General features: G+C 46.1%; 12 protein-coding genes. 7 read left to right on the top strand and 5 right to left on the bottom strand.

What is annotated here, in order from left to right; translation table 11 throughout:
* Nucleotides 1–16: 16 nt before the first annotated feature.
* Complete coding sequence (locus PG915_RS20130; RefSeq protein WP_353498783.1) at nt 17–637, bottom strand: aspartyl/asparaginyl beta-hydroxylase domain-containing protein; 621 nt, start codon at nt 635–637, stop codon at nt 17–19.
* 397 nt (nt 638–1,034) lie between these two features.
* Nucleotides 1,035–2,321, bottom strand: a complete 1,287-nt coding sequence (locus tag PG915_RS20125; RefSeq protein WP_353498782.1) for a hypothetical protein — start codon at nt 2,319–2,321, stop codon at nt 1,035–1,037.
* Nucleotides 2,322–2,506: 185 nt separating this feature from the next.
* Here PG915_RS20125 and PG915_RS20120 point away from each other — a divergent pair, with 185 nt between their 5' ends.
* Entirely contained in the window at nt 2,507–3,022 is a 516-nt protein-coding gene (locus PG915_RS20120; protein ID WP_353498781.1) for a hypothetical protein, read from the top strand.
* Nucleotides 3,023–3,185: 163 nt separating this feature from the next.
* Here the strand turns inward: PG915_RS20120 and PG915_RS20115 are convergent, their stop codons facing one another.
* Nucleotides 3,186–3,788 carry a class I SAM-dependent methyltransferase gene (locus PG915_RS20115; RefSeq protein WP_353498780.1) on the bottom strand — a complete coding sequence of 201 codons (603 nt, stop codon included), beginning with the start codon at nt 3,786–3,788 and terminating at the stop codon, nt 3,186–3,188.
* Nucleotides 3,789–3,961: 173 nt separating this feature from the next.
* Between PG915_RS20115 and PG915_RS20110 the strand changes: the two genes are divergently transcribed.
* On the top strand, nt 3,962–4,657 hold the full coding sequence (locus tag PG915_RS20110; RefSeq protein WP_353498779.1) for a pirin family protein: 696 nt from the start codon (nt 3,962–3,964) through the stop codon (nt 4,655–4,657).
* A 38-nt stretch (nt 4,658–4,695) separates the two neighbouring features.
* Here the strand turns inward: PG915_RS20110 and PG915_RS20105 are convergent, their stop codons facing one another.
* On the bottom strand, nt 4,696–4,869 hold the full coding sequence (locus tag PG915_RS20105) for a hypothetical protein (RefSeq protein ID WP_353498778.1): 174 nt from the start codon (nt 4,867–4,869) through the stop codon (nt 4,696–4,698).
* A 207-nt stretch (nt 4,870–5,076) separates the two neighbouring features.
* On the bottom strand, nt 5,077–6,060 hold the full coding sequence (locus PG915_RS20100; protein WP_353498777.1) for an arginine deiminase-related protein: 984 nt from the start codon (nt 6,058–6,060) through the stop codon (nt 5,077–5,079).
* A 576-nt stretch (nt 6,061–6,636) separates the two neighbouring features.
* Between PG915_RS20100 and PG915_RS20095 the strand changes: the two genes are divergently transcribed.
* The 5 genes from PG915_RS20095 (at nt 6,637) to PG915_RS20075 (ending at nt 13,731) form a co-directional block, all read left to right on the top strand.
* Complete coding sequence (locus PG915_RS20095) at nt 6,637–8,490, top strand: ABC transporter ATP-binding protein (RefSeq protein WP_353498776.1); 1,854 nt, start codon at nt 6,637–6,639, stop codon at nt 8,488–8,490.
* 191 nt (nt 8,491–8,681) lie between these two features.
* Entirely contained in the window at nt 8,682–10,103 is a 1,422-nt protein-coding gene (locus PG915_RS20090; RefSeq protein ID WP_353498775.1) for an anaerobic C4-dicarboxylate transporter, read from the top strand.
* A 404-nt stretch (nt 10,104–10,507) separates the two neighbouring features.
* Complete coding sequence (hppD, locus tag PG915_RS20085) at nt 10,508–11,593, top strand: 4-hydroxyphenylpyruvate dioxygenase (RefSeq protein WP_353498774.1); 1,086 nt, start codon at nt 10,508–10,510, stop codon at nt 11,591–11,593.
* Nucleotides 11,586–12,719, top strand: coding sequence for a homogentisate 1,2-dioxygenase (locus PG915_RS20080; protein ID WP_353498773.1), 1,134 nt, complete (start codon nt 11,586–11,588; stop codon nt 12,717–12,719). Before hppD ends, PG915_RS20080 begins: the two co-directional genes overlap by 8 nt.
* 1 nt (nt 12,720) lies before the next feature.
* Nucleotides 12,721–13,731, top strand: coding sequence for a fumarylacetoacetate hydrolase family protein (locus tag PG915_RS20075; RefSeq protein ID WP_353498772.1), 1,011 nt, complete (start codon nt 12,721–12,723; stop codon nt 13,729–13,731).
* The last annotated feature ends 1 nt before the right edge of the window (nt 13,732 follow it).

Here is a 13,732-nt window from a genome sequence, read left to right as displayed (position 1 = left end):
CTATCGCAATCCATTTCTAAAGCGATGAATACTCAGGCGCTCCCTCATCACATTGAACACCTCTTACTTGTGCTTGTGAGATCTGACGCCTTAGCCAATCATTAACCTCACAATCGATAACCAAATGAATCCTTTCCACTGAGCCAAAGTTCTCAACTTGATGAATCTCATTCGCGTTAACGTACCAAAGCTGCCCCGCCTCCATAGGGACTTGATGACCGTCAACCAAGAACTTCACCTGCTCAGCGCCTTTAATGGGAAGATGCAGCCTCGCTGCGCCATATTCATGGCATAGCCCTGCATCTCTATGTGGCAAAATGATTGATTTCGAGTGCAAGCGCATAAGCCGAACTGACTGCAACGGCGTGTCTATCCACTTCAACACCGATGCAATGAGCGGAAGATTTTCAAGCCTCGGTAGATCGACCCATACATCTGCTTGCTCAATGGCAAAGCACTGTAAAACCTTATGTGAGTCAACATGTTGAGCGGCAACCCTAAGCGGCATAACATCCCAACATCCATGGTAAGCATTTTGATTGACATGTGCTGACCAGCCCTCTGCGGGTAGTTTTTCACACTCTCTTTTAAGCTCAGTGTTATCGACGCCAAAAGGCAAACGCGCAAACAAATCCATCTGAGTACAATTCTCATCCTTGATTTCCAACTGAGTACAGAGTAAAAAGCACACCTAGTCGAAGGCATTAGTGCACATGGACACTATTAAACCTTATGCATTAGAGTTATAGTCTCTGATTGGCAGGAGTCAACTTTTGTTTTTTGTGTTTTTCATCGTGAAATGTGGTGAATGAGGTGGGTTCACTACTTCTAATCGACCTTAGAAGCTCTGATTTTATGGTATGAAGTCCCTTTACTAGCTAAACTTTAGTATTAATTTATGAATTGTATACATCTAAAGTCCAGTAACATGCCGACAAGAGAAGCAGATTAAGAGCCACTTGCGCCAATTGTGACAGATATCACACTGAATAAATGGAGCCATCCGTAAACTTGTTTTGGCGCTTGGTCTTAGTTCAAGCTCTAGAAGTGAGAAAAGATGAATTCGACTCTTTGGTATAAAGTAACCAAGCCTCAAACTCGTCAAATGATGGCTGATATTCACAAACATAGCTCAGCGCTAGGTGATAACTAACATCAAATTTCTCTAGTAGCGCGATATCCGTCAGTATCTCGCGCTCAACAAACGCCTCTCCATGACGGCCGTCACGTATCAATCTCGCTCTATGCCAAAAGCGCTTAATACCCTGTACAGCTATCGCCCCTAGTTCTGTTTTTTCTGGTAAAACAGACGACATGGACTCAACCGGAAACGTAAACTCAAATTTTGGCAACGCCGTCATTCTGTAACAAAATTTTATACTCCCACCAGGTTCAAGTTTTAAGCCCGCATAGTCGATCGATAAATTCAGACTGCACTGACCGAACGTTAACCAGTGTGCTCGGTAAATCTGTATGTCGGTGCGAAAAGAGAGATGTTGGTAGTCAATACTTGAGAATGAACGCGGCAAGACAATCTCGCCAGTGAAACCATCCTGATGCCCTTTGGCCAGACTCCTCACCAGCTCTCTATTCAACTCGAAAAACTGACCTAACGGGATATCAGGCAAATTGGCGCTTTCATATGGCACTAAGACAGCAGAAAGGGACACTTTTTTGGGGATCAATACTCCATCATCCGCTAAAAACTGTTGTAAATGTGCAAAAATCGCCACCTGCGGCTCCCTTCCAAGTAATGCGGTCATGGTTTCTGATATTACAATATCAAACTGCACTGAACTCTTTGGTGACCACGTTGTCGCATCTGCACACTCAATTGAGGTTATCTGATGACCAATTCCAAGGTGTTCAACAATACGTTGAATTGACTCCGTGTTGTCTTTATGAATATCAATCAAGCTTACTCGAATAGGTGCATTCGGCATCAAAGCTAGAAGGGGCAACAACAAACAGCCATATGGACCGGTGCCCGCGTAAACAACATTCACAGTGTGTTTCTGAGACAACTTTTCAAGCAAGCACTGGTAAATACCTTTAATAAACATTTGTGTGCGCAGAGTTTCCTCCAAACATTTTGCCGCTTGTATTGGATTAATTGCGACCCCACTATCTAGCTCAACATTATCCCAGTCATTGATGTTTTCATCTGAGGAAATACCTCCTACCTTGGCATACAACTGTGATAATTCACGTGTAATTTCGTGGTCACGTCCAATATTACAGTCTCTATTAAGTAGTAACTTGGTGTTGGCAATGATTCCGGCCTTTGGTGTTAGTTGGCCTAAAGGTTTTGGTGTTGTCACGCACTGTCCCATCCATATTAGATTGAATGGGATACATATAGTTGCACATGGAAATTTTGCCAGATAATGCGCCGACCCTGTGAACTTGTTCTCGATTTTCCTTTGTTCACAACTCCAAAACTAACAATTCTCGTTAGAGCTAATACAATCAACGAATTATCTACATTTTTTGCAAGCAACCATGTATGAGGCACCATAACCACTTGACTCAATCTCAGAACATTAATGATTCATTAGATAAAATAGTTAATTTCTTCAATGAGATAGGGATTTCTTGGTCATTCGGCAATGTCAACTCAAGCACATTCCTTCCTGGTATCGAAGTCAAACACGGCGCACTTGTTATCGATAGACAGAAACTAAAGCACCCAGGGGATTTACTCCATGAAGCAGGCCACATCGCCGTGACAACTCGCTTAAAACGTTTAAAATTCTGTGGAGATGCAAAATCTATCGGACACAAAGGTGGAGAAGAAATGGCCGCTATAGCCTGGTCATGGGCTGCATTAAACTACATTGGCTTATCACCCGAAGTTGTGTTCCATCAACAAGGCTATAAAGGCGCTTCAGAGTCACTCATCGATGCCTTTGAGAACCAAGGGGGATTTGGTCACCCGCTGCTATCTTACTGGCTAATGTGTGAGCCTCAAGGCACCCTCGGCGGTTACCCCAAAATGAGTCGCTGGCTACGTGAAAATTAGTGCCTAGCCTCACCAGCAAGCTTTCCATAGAGCGCTGACTAATACTTACCCAGTTCTACCGGTTAAAGTCAGAGTGAATCTGGAGGTTGAGACATCCTAGGTGAATCGCCAGCAAAGGCACCTATTATGGCTGTCTCTTGTCTTTTAAACGTGCTCTAACATGTTAGAGACCTTTCTCGACTATCAGATAAGTATGTAACTCTGGATGCTGATCAAACTCTAAATGACGAATGATACAGCCAAGCTCCATAAACAGTTTTAAGAACCCATTTGTCCCAAAAGAAGAGTAGTAAACCTCGAGGCCCATAAAATGATCGGTATGCTCGCCAGCCTCGTTAGTACCACCGAATGAAAAGATAAACACGCCACCAGCATTCAGACTATCTACGATTTTGGTCAACACTGGAACTTGTTGCTCCAAAGGGATATGCCAGATGCTATCCCAAGCGGTAATAAAATCGTACTTGGAAGGCAGCTTACCTTCGCATATGTCTTGGTAATGAAAAGTCGCATCCGGATGACGTTCTTTGGCAAGCGCGATCATCTTGGTCGAGATATCTAGACCTTCTGGTACGAATCCATTTTCCTCAAGTAAATCGATAAATCGCCCGGTACAACCACAGCCAATATCCAATGCACTACCTTTTGCCTTAGCAAAATCAAGAGCGCGCTTGTGGGCTGAAATACCATTCTCGCGATTGAAGCCCTCGCTTTGCCACATATGAGTGATCGTATCGTAAGCCTGTCCTATCTGACGTGGTTTCATTCCTAACTATCCTTCTTTTTCGTTCGATGTCGTTCTTCAAAATAGTTGACCGACCCATTCAAATTACTCCTATTCATTGCTGGCTATCGCCCGCCTAAACTAAACCTCAATGACACAGAGTAAGCAGCTCGAAAGTCGAAAACATAAAGAATTAGAAGCAATGGAGACTCACTATGATCACTGTCAGACATTCACAAGACCGAGGTCGAGCCGATTTTGGCTGGCTAGATAGCAAGCATAGCTTTTCATTTGGCAGCTACTATGACCCTGAGTATATGGGTTTCTCTGCCTTACGTGTGATTAACGATGATGTTGTGCAAGCCAGCGCAGGTTTCGACACACATGGTCACCGTGATATGGAAATCATCAGTTATGTGCTTGAGGGAACCATTGAGCACAAAGATAGCGAAGGTAACGTGCAAACGCTACCGGCAGGAGAGTTACAATTGATGTCGGCGGGAAGCGGTATCTATCATAGCGAATACAACGGTTCGAACTCAGAGACATTACGCTTTTTACAAATATGGATACAGCCAAATGAGTTTGGTAAAAAGCCGGGTTATCAGCAGAAAGATTTCGGACAAGAGAGTGGATTAACTCCAATTGCCACACCAAATGGCCGTGCAGGAAGCTTGCACATAAAACAAAACGCTGAGCTTCATCAGCTCATTTTGGAACCTAACTCTTCGCTCAAGTATGAGATAAAGCCTGGCCGTAAGCTTTATATACACCAAGTAAAAGGGAAGCTTCAGGTCAGCGGAACGCGACTTGGCGAGGGCGATGGCGCAAGCATTGAGTCGCAAGACTTCGTTGAATTTAAAAACGAACACCAAACGCCGGCTACTGCTTTGGTATTCGACCTACCGTAATTCACAAATAAAGCACTACATGATTGATAAGCTTGCCATCATAACGACTGTAGCACTCTTATCACACGCTCAAAGCCCGCTTCCATTTCACGCATCATCATGCGTACATTATTAAAAGCATCGAAGCCGATAATAGCTTCCACTTCTTTGGGGTGATAGCTTGCTATCAGAACCCCAAGTATAACGACTAGGTAAGCGATAAGTTTACTCAATTGATATCCTTAACTTTTTATGGGCATCCTGCCCTTTCGCTAACATAATTAGCAGTCTAAAAGTTAAGTAGAAAAAGTCCAATTTATCTGAGTTCCGACTCAATAAGAGAGTAAAGACCGTCAACCAGTATCGCTTTGGTTAACTGGTCAGGACATTGAAAAGATGAAGTAGCAAACAACCCAATTAGGCGGGCTGCTTGCTTTTGGTTAAAGCTCAGTCGTTCGTGTTGGTAAAAACACTTCTCCCAGCATACATCGCACGCTGCCACCGCCAATACTTTCTATGGTAGAAACATCAAATGGCAGTAATTTCCCATGTGTTGCAAGTTGTTGCTTTTGAGCGGGAGTAAAGGCATCAAATGCCGATTTCGACATCGCGATCACTTTGCAGCCATTCACCGTCTCCAGCTGTAAAATGTTGCCACAAAAGTGATTCACCTGATCTAAGCTGATATCAATCACTTGCTTACTATTTGCGAGTGACTTGATAACAAAACGACGCTCATATTCGGGGATCACTTCTGAGCAAATAACCGCAAAGTGCTCGCCAATCGCCATCATGACGTTGGTATGGTAGATCGGGTGGCCCGATGGCAAAGCGGTCTGGAATGAGACCACGCGGTGATAACCAATTCGCTTAGCATAATCTTCCAACGCTTCGCGCTCACACCGCTGCGATAGTGCTGCATAAATGGTCTTATTGATGTGATCTTTGACCATCACACCAGTACTTTCCAAAAATGCCCCTTGCTCCACGTAGCTCAGCAAATTGTCAGTGGCAACCACATGACGCCCTGCGGCATTGAGGCTATCAATCAAGGCTTGTGGGCGGACTTCTCTCTGGCGGTTTTTACATGCCATCGGAAAGGTGTAAAACGCCCCATCATGGGTGGTACTAAACCAGTTATTGGGAAATACGGCGTCTGGCGTTTCTTCACCATCTAGCGGGTAGTCAAACTCGATAACCTGCACACCGGATTTACGCAGGCCAGCAACCATAGCCTTAAACTCCGCCATCGCTTTGGCTTTGACAGCTCTGGCGTCAAGAGCAACTTGGTGCTGAAATTCATTATCGGCCGCAGTCTCTGCATTAAAACCGAACTCTTTTGGCGGTACCATCACCACACAATTGGCATTTTGAATCGAACGGCCGACACGAGCAGAAATCGTCGTCTCGACAGATGCAGTCATTCCATGATTCATAAGCATCCCACTTCACTAGTTATCGCTTGAAAGTCATCGTTGTTAGCAACGTATTGTTGTTTTGTTTGTTATCTTGCTTAGGTTCTTAAATTGTAAATAGTGTGTTAAATATTAATTTACTGAATGCAGGATTTAATCACAGATTAAACCGTAAAATTGACTGATTGATGACAGTAATTCAGGAAGTTTTACTGCACAAAAACTACGCAGCAATGAAAAAATTGCACCATTTTGTGGATTATTATTCCGACAGTTCAATAAAATCACGGGGTTATGTATGGCAGCAGTTGTGAGTATTGGTTAAAAGCTATACACTTACTAAGTCTGATTCATCAGATCTCTTGCACACGTTCTATCCCGCGAAACGGAACATTCGCCATGTAAAATCAAAATCATAACTCTGACTCACAAGTATCTTCTGCACAGTTGCACATCAACTCGTCAACCGCTACTTGTGAATATCTACTCTTATCTTTGGATAGGAGGATTTTTGACTCTTTGAAATACGACCAAATATGCAGTCAATTGATTACAAAGAGTCTTTCCAACGTTGTTAGGTGAACCATGTACAAACGCTTTGAAAAATTTACAGAAGCTTTTCCAAAGCAAGATCCGGAGAAGCCGCCAGAGGGCATACTCGCTTTCTGCCGCTACTACACTCGCGGCTTTGAAAAGCCGATCATTTTAATGTCACTATTTTCGACCATCATCGCTATCGCAGAGGTGATGCTGTTCGGATTTATGGGACAGATCGTCGACTGGCTAACGGCCAGCGATCCCCAAACCTTTTTATCCGAAAACGGCCACACCCTGTTTTGGGTAGGTTTTTGTGTTCTAGTGGTGTTGCCAACCATATTGCTGATAGCTTCACTGCTCGTACACCAAACACTGCTTGGCAACTACCCAATGGCCATCCGCTGGCAGGCACACCGCTATTTACTCAAGCAGAGTCTCTCTTTCTATCAAGATGATTTTGCTGGGCGTATCGCGACCAAGGTGATGCAAACGTCTTTAGCGGTGCGTGAAACGGTGATGAAAACAGCAGACGTGTTCGTATACGTCTTAGTGTACTTCACCTCAATTTTGGTGATGCTAGCTGCTGCTGATTGGCGTTTGATGATGCCAATGCTGGTTTGGTTATGTGCTTATATTGGCATTCAGATTTACTTCGTACCAAAACTGAAGAAAGTCGCGACAGAACAAGCGGACGCACGCTCTACGATGACCGGGCGCATTGTGGATAGCTACACCAATATCTCTACCGTAAAGCTGTTCTCTCACACCGATCGTGAAACCGAGTATGCAGAGAAAGGCATGAAGGGATTCTTGGATACGGTTTATCGCCAAATGCGCCTTGTGACAGGTTTTGATGTCGCGGTTGAATTTACCAACTACGTGTTACTGTTTACCGTCACTTCTATCTCTATCTACTTGTGGATGGATGGCGCGATTACTGTCGGCGCTATCGCGATTGCCATTGGTCTTGCATTGCGTATCAACGGTATGTCGATGTGGATCATGTGGGAAGTCGGTGCCCTGTTTGAAAACATGGGTACCGTTGTTGATGGTATGAAGACTCTTTCTAAGCCTATTGATATCAAAGATGAAAAAGATGCCAAGCCAATTGTCGTTGAAAAAGGCAGCATTGATTTTGATGACGTGAGCTTCCACTATGGTGAAAACAAAGGGGTCATCAGTAACTTGAATCTCAACATCAAACCGGGCGAGAAAGTTGGTCTGGTCGGACGTTCAGGTGCAGGTAAATCAACACTAGTGAATCTACTGCTGCGTTTTCACGATGTTGAGGGCGGTAACATTCGAATTGATGGTCAATCCATCTCGAAAGTCACTCAAGACTCGCTACGCAGTAAAATCGGTATGGTGACACAGGATACCTCTCTGCTGCATCGCTCAATTCGTGACAACATCCTCTATGGTAAGCCAGATGCCACCGAAGAAGAGTTACTTGCTGCAACCAAGCAGGCGCATGCTCATGAGTTTATCGAAACCTTGACCGACCCGTTCGGTAATAAGGGTTACGATGCGCAAGTCGGCGAGCGCGGTGTCAAGCTCTCCGGTGGACAGCGTCAACGTATTGCCATCTCACGAGTGCTGTTGAAAAACGCCCCTATCCTGATCCTTGATGAAGCAACATCAGCGCTGGATTCAGAAGTAGAGGCCGCGATTCAAGAGAGCTTAAATGAGCTGATGGAAGGTAAAACGGTTATCGCCATCGCGCACCGACTATCAACCATAGCGGCTATGGATCGCCTGATTGTTCTCGATAAAGGTGAAGTCATCGAGCAAGGCAGCCACAAAGAGTTGGTTGCTCACGGCGGAGTCTATGCTCAGCTCTGGGCGCACCAAACGGGCGGCTTTATTGGTGCCGAAGATACCGATAAAGATAGCGTAGCCTAAAGCACAAAGCGGAGCAGAAATGCTCCGCTTTTTGTTTCATTTCAGTCACATATTGATCTCACTCGCAACAATGTGACCCTGTGTACAATTTTACACACCCATTCAAGTTTACAAGCTTTTCCGTATCTAGATCAGTATTTCGAACTGCATACGGACGAATAATAACTCTGTCGCTATAAAAAGGAGTTGTTATGTTTTATGTTCACATGCTACTGCTTCTGGCAGTCATTTTTGTAGGTATTCGCTACGGCGGTATCGCCTTCGGTTTGTTAGGCGGTCTCGGCGTTTCTATTCTTAGTTTCTTCTTTGGTATTGCTCCCGGAACGCCGCCCATTGGCGTTATGCTCATTATTCTTGCGGTGGTTGCGGCATCAGCAACACTTGAAGCAACAGGCGGTCTAAAACTACTCGTCCAATACGCTGAAAAGTTGCTTCGTAAGCACCCATCTAAAGTGGTCTTCCTAGGACCATTGTGTACCTATTCACTCACTGTGATGGTCGGCACGGGACACTCGGTGTATCCACTGCTTCCTGTTATTTATGACGTCAGTATTAAGCGTGGTATTCGCCCTGAGCGTCCTATGGCTATTGCGACAGTCGCATCTCAAATGGGTATCACAGCTAGCCCTATCGCTGCCGCTGCCGCTGTAGTCATGGCCACGGCAGCGACCAACCACCTAGACATCTCTTTGGGTCAAGTGTTAATGGTCACTATTCCAGCGACATTAACGGGCGTATTGATTGCTGCGACTTGGAGCTTAAAGCGTGGTAAAGATTTGAATGACGATCCAGAGTTTCTGGAGCGTATGAAAGACCCACAATTCAAAGCGCAACTTATCGACACAAGTGAAGCGAGCACAGGTGATGCTGGCATCAAAGAGAGTCAAACTGCAAAACGCGGCCTAACCGTATTCTTACTCGGTATTTTGACTGTCATTTGCGTTGCTATGTTTGGTAAAGATCTGGGCCTACTGCCTGATGGCGTGAAAACGTCGACCGCTTTGCAGTTCTTGATGCTCTCTGTCGGTGCTATCATCTTACTGACCACCAATGTTGACCCTAAAAAAATCGTCAACACCAACGTGTTCATCGCTGGTATGAGTGCGGTCATCATCATCTTTGGTATTGCTTGGATGAGTGACACCATCATTGCTTACAACAAGCCTTACATTATCAGCTTAGTTGAAGACGTAGTGAAATCGCACCCTTGGACCTTCGCGATCGCGATGTACGTTTCATCTGTGTTCCTCAAGAGCCAAGCAGCGGTGCTGACCATTATGCTCCCTCTAGGTTTTGCACTAGGCATTCCCGCAGAAGTCCTAATTGGTGTACTTCCAGCTTGTTACGCTTACTACTTCTTTCCATTCTACCCATCAGATCTGGCAGCGATTACCTTTGACCGCTCTGGTACCACTAAGATTGGTAAATATATCCTTAACCACAGCTTCCTGATCCCTGGCTTCATTGGCGTGATCACGGCGACAGCTATTGGTTATGCGATATCTACGGGTGTGCTACCTATCTGGTTGTGGGCGATTGCCGTTGCTGGACTGGCGTTTGCGGTAAACAGCTATATGAATCGTATGAGCAGTGAAGCGCTTAAATTAGCGTAGAGACTCAAACAAACAGCACAAAAGGAGTGGAGCCAAACAAACGGCTCCACTTTTTGTTCCTTCGGCGCTTGCTCCTAGTTTTATAAGGTTCCCTCTTAACGGCTTCGGTGTACAACGGGCTTTACCTTTTTAACACTTCATTTACACCCCATTGTTCTACCCCCCTCTTCACAGAGTCTTTAATTTGCTTTTTATTTCAATACCTTAATTAACAAAAACCCCCACCCCCGATCACACCAAACAATTTGTAGCAAATTTGTTACACAGCCAATTCGCCAACTGTGTTTTTGTCTAACGCACTGACCCTATTCCCTTTTCCCTCAACTTTGCTCAAATTTAAGTCAACACCCTACAACAAGGTCTTCCAACGAAGGAGACCGTTTGACTATCAAAAGGAAATGACCATGACTATCAACTTCAACCCTCTTGGAACCGATGGCTTTGAATTCGTTGAATACACAGCAGCGACTGACGACGGTATTAACGATCTGAAACGCCTATTCGACTCATTAGGGTTCGCTGAGATTGCTAAGCACCGCTCAAAAGAAGCTTGGTTATATCGTCAAGGAGACATCAACTTTATCGTCAACGCGCAGCCACACAGCCAAGCAGAAGAGTTCGCGCGCATTCACGGTCCATCTGTGTGTGGTATGGCGTTTCGCGTAGAGGATGCGGCCAAAGCGATGGCACATGCGTTAGAAAATGGTGGCGAGCAGTATGTCACCGAGATAGGACCTATGGAATTAAGCATTCCCGCTATTTACGGCATTGGTGAGAGCCTACTTTACTTTGTCGACCGCTACGGAAGCGGCAGTATTTATGATGTGGATTTTAAGTTCTACCCAGATGCGCAAAAACGCCTGGCCGAGCAAGATGTGGGTCTCTACGAGCTTGATCACCTGACTCACAACGTTAAGCAGGGCAACATGGATGTCTGGTCCGGTTTTTACGAACGTATCGGTAACTTCCGAGAAATCCGCTACTTCGATATTGAAGGTAAGCTCACTGGGCTGGTTAGCCGTGCGATGACGGCACCTTGCGGCAAAATCCGCATCCCTATCAACGAATCTTCTGACGATAAATCGCAGATCGAAGAGTTCATTCGTGAGTATAACGGCGAAGGTATCCAGCACATCGCACTGACCACGGACGATATCTATCAGACGGTGCAAACACTACGCGATCGCGGCATGGAGTTTATGCCAACACCAGACACCTACTATGAAAAAGTCGATTCTCGAGTCAAAGGCCATGGTGAGGACGTAAGCCGTCTGCAAGAACTGCGGATTCTTGTCGATGGCGCACCGATGAAAGATGGCATCTTACTTCAAATCTTCACCCAAACCGTTATTGGTCCAGTGTTCTTTGAAATCATTCAACGCAAAGGCAACGAAGGCTTCGGCGAAGGTAACTTTAAAGCGCTGTTTGAATCGATTGAAGAAGATCAAATCCGTCGCGGCGTCTTAAACGAGGTAACCGATAATGCGTAAATGGCCAACGTTCCCTCATCGTGAGGGGACTTATTCGAAGCAGGCTCATGCCGACTTTCCAGACGAGGCGATTTATGAGCGTGAAGCAGGTCGAGAAGGCTTCTTTGGTCCTGCCAGTCACTTTCACCACCAGCATGCGCCAACCGGGTGGTCTGAATGGGAGGGTGAACTCAAGCCTCGTGCGTTTAACCTCAATCATGTTGAATCTGATCACCAAGCGTCACCTTGGTCTGCCCCAAGCATACTGGAGAACCGCGAATGTAAAGTGCGAGTCTGGAAGCTCGCGGAAAAAATGCCGGGTCTTGCTCGCAATGGAGATGGTGATGAACTGCTGTTTATTCACCAAGGCAGCGCTGACCTCTATTGTGACTATGGCCATCTTGAAGTTGAAGAAGGCGATTATGTGCTGATCCCTCGTTCAACCAACTGGCGGCTAGAACCCAAGGCGCCGATGTTCATCTTAATGATTGAAAACACTGGCTCAGCTTACGCGCTTCCAGAAAAAGGCATCGTAGGCCAACACGCGGTGTTTGACCCTGCTGTGCTTGAACCACCAGCGATTAATGAGCGTTTTAAAGCACAATACAGTGAGGAGCAAACCACGGTCTCACTCAAGCGTGGCAATAAGATAAACACCATTACTTATCCGTTTAACCCACTGGATGCGATTGGCTGGCACGGCGACTTATCGGTACTCAAGCTTAACTGGCGGGACATCAGACCATTGATGAGTCATCGCTATCACCTACCACCGTCAGCGCATACCACGTTCGTCGGCAATGGGTTTGTGGTCTGTACCTTTGTACCAAGACCTATTGAGAGCGATCCCGGTGCACTGAAAGTTCCGTTCTACCACAACAATGATGACTACGATGAAGTGCTGTTTTACCACGCAGGGGACTTCTTCAGTCGAGATAACATCGAAGCGGGCATGATGACGTTCCACCCCGCCGGCTTCACACACGGCCCTCACCCAAAAGCATTCAAAGCCGGGCTGGAAGCCAAGAAAACCTTTACTGACGAGGTCGCGGTAATGATAGATACGCGCAATGCGCTTGAGCACAGTGTCGAAGCCGAGGCGGTGGAAAACCGTGAATACGTCTACAGCTGGAAAGCAGGGAATTGATATGAAACTAGCAACAATTAACAATAACACCCGCGATGGCCAGTTGGTTATCGTCAGTCGCGATCTCAGCCAATGCATTGCCGTGCCTGAAATTGCCCCAACGCTACAAGCGGCTCTCGATAATTGGCAAAAACTTGAGCCTCTTCTCAACGAAGTTTACCTTGGCCTTAACCAAGGCATTTTGCTGCAAGCGATGCCGTTTGAGCAGTCGCAATGCGAGTCTCCTCTCCCACGCGCTTACCAATGGGCCGATGGCTCGGCTTATGTCAATCACGTAGAACTGGTTCGCAAAGCGCGCGGCGCAGAAATACCAGAGAGCTTTTGGACCGACCCACTGATGTATCAAGGCGGCTCAGACACCTTTTTGGCACCGCACGCACCTATTGTGATGGCAAGCGAACAGTGGGGCATCGACTTTGAGGGCGAAGTAGCGGTCATTACCGATGACGTTCCGATGGGAGCAAGTTCTGAACAAGCACACAGCGCCATTCGACTGCTGATGCTCGTTAATGACGTCTCATTGCGTGAACTCATTCCAGGAGAGCTTGCTAAAGGATTCGGGTTCTTTCAATCCAAACCTTCATCGGCCTTTTCACCTGTTGCTGTCACGCCCAATGAACTTGGCAAATCATGGCATGACAGTAAGGTTCACCTGCCGCTTATTTCGCACTACAACCGCGAACCATTCGGGCACCCGAATGCGGGTGTTGATATGACCTTCGACTTTGGTGAACTCGTTGCCCATGCTGCGAAAACCAGACCGCTGTCGGCAGGTTGCATCGTCGGCTCAGGCACAGTCTCGAACAAGCAAGGCACCGAATACGGCACATCCATTGAAGAAGGTGGCGTCGGATATTCATGCATTGCAGAGAGACGGATGATTGAAACCATTCGCGATGGTCAGCCAACTACATCGTTCATGCGCTTTGGCGATAGCATCAAAATAGAAATGCTGGACGAAAGCGGCCAATCCATATTTGGCGCGATTGAGCAAACGGTCGAGAAGTATTGAG

It is taken from the genome of Vibrio sp. CB1-14 (genome assembly GCF_040412085.2).
GTDB lineage: Bacteria > Pseudomonadota > Gammaproteobacteria > Enterobacterales > Vibrionaceae > Vibrio > Vibrio chaetopteri.
Note: the sequence above shows the minus strand (reverse complement) of the source record. Positions and strands in the feature narration are given on the sequence as shown.

Bases quoted from the DNA above. Each gene is read 5' to 3' on its own strand.
- hppD (WP_353498774.1), top strand. From the start codon at position 10,508: ATGACTATCAACTTCAACCCTCTTGGAACCGATGGCTTTGAATTCGTT.
- PG915_RS20120 (WP_353498781.1), top strand. From the start codon at position 2,507: ATGAGGCACCATAACCACTTGACTCAATCTCAGAACATTAATGATTCA.
- PG915_RS20075 (WP_353498772.1), top strand. From the start codon at position 12,721: ATGAAACTAGCAACAATTAACAATAACACCCGCGATGGCCAGTTGGTT.
- PG915_RS20130 (WP_353498783.1), bottom strand. From the start codon at position 637: ATGGATTTGTTTGCGCGTTTGCCTTTTGGCGTCGATAACACTGAGCTT.
- PG915_RS20110 (WP_353498779.1), top strand. From the start codon at position 3,962: ATGATCACTGTCAGACATTCACAAGACCGAGGTCGAGCCGATTTTGGC.
- PG915_RS20115 (WP_353498780.1), bottom strand. From the start codon at position 3,788: ATGAAACCACGTCAGATAGGACAGGCTTACGATACGATCACTCATATG.
- PG915_RS20090 (WP_353498775.1), top strand. From the start codon at position 8,682: ATGTTTTATGTTCACATGCTACTGCTTCTGGCAGTCATTTTTGTAGGT.
- PG915_RS20080 (WP_353498773.1), top strand. From the start codon at position 11,586: ATGCGTAAATGGCCAACGTTCCCTCATCGTGAGGGGACTTATTCGAAG.
- PG915_RS20095 (WP_353498776.1), top strand. From the start codon at position 6,637: ATGTACAAACGCTTTGAAAAATTTACAGAAGCTTTTCCAAAGCAAGAT.
- PG915_RS20100 (WP_353498777.1), bottom strand. From the start codon at position 6,060: ATGACTGCATCTGTCGAGACGACGATTTCTGCTCGTGTCGGCCGTTCG.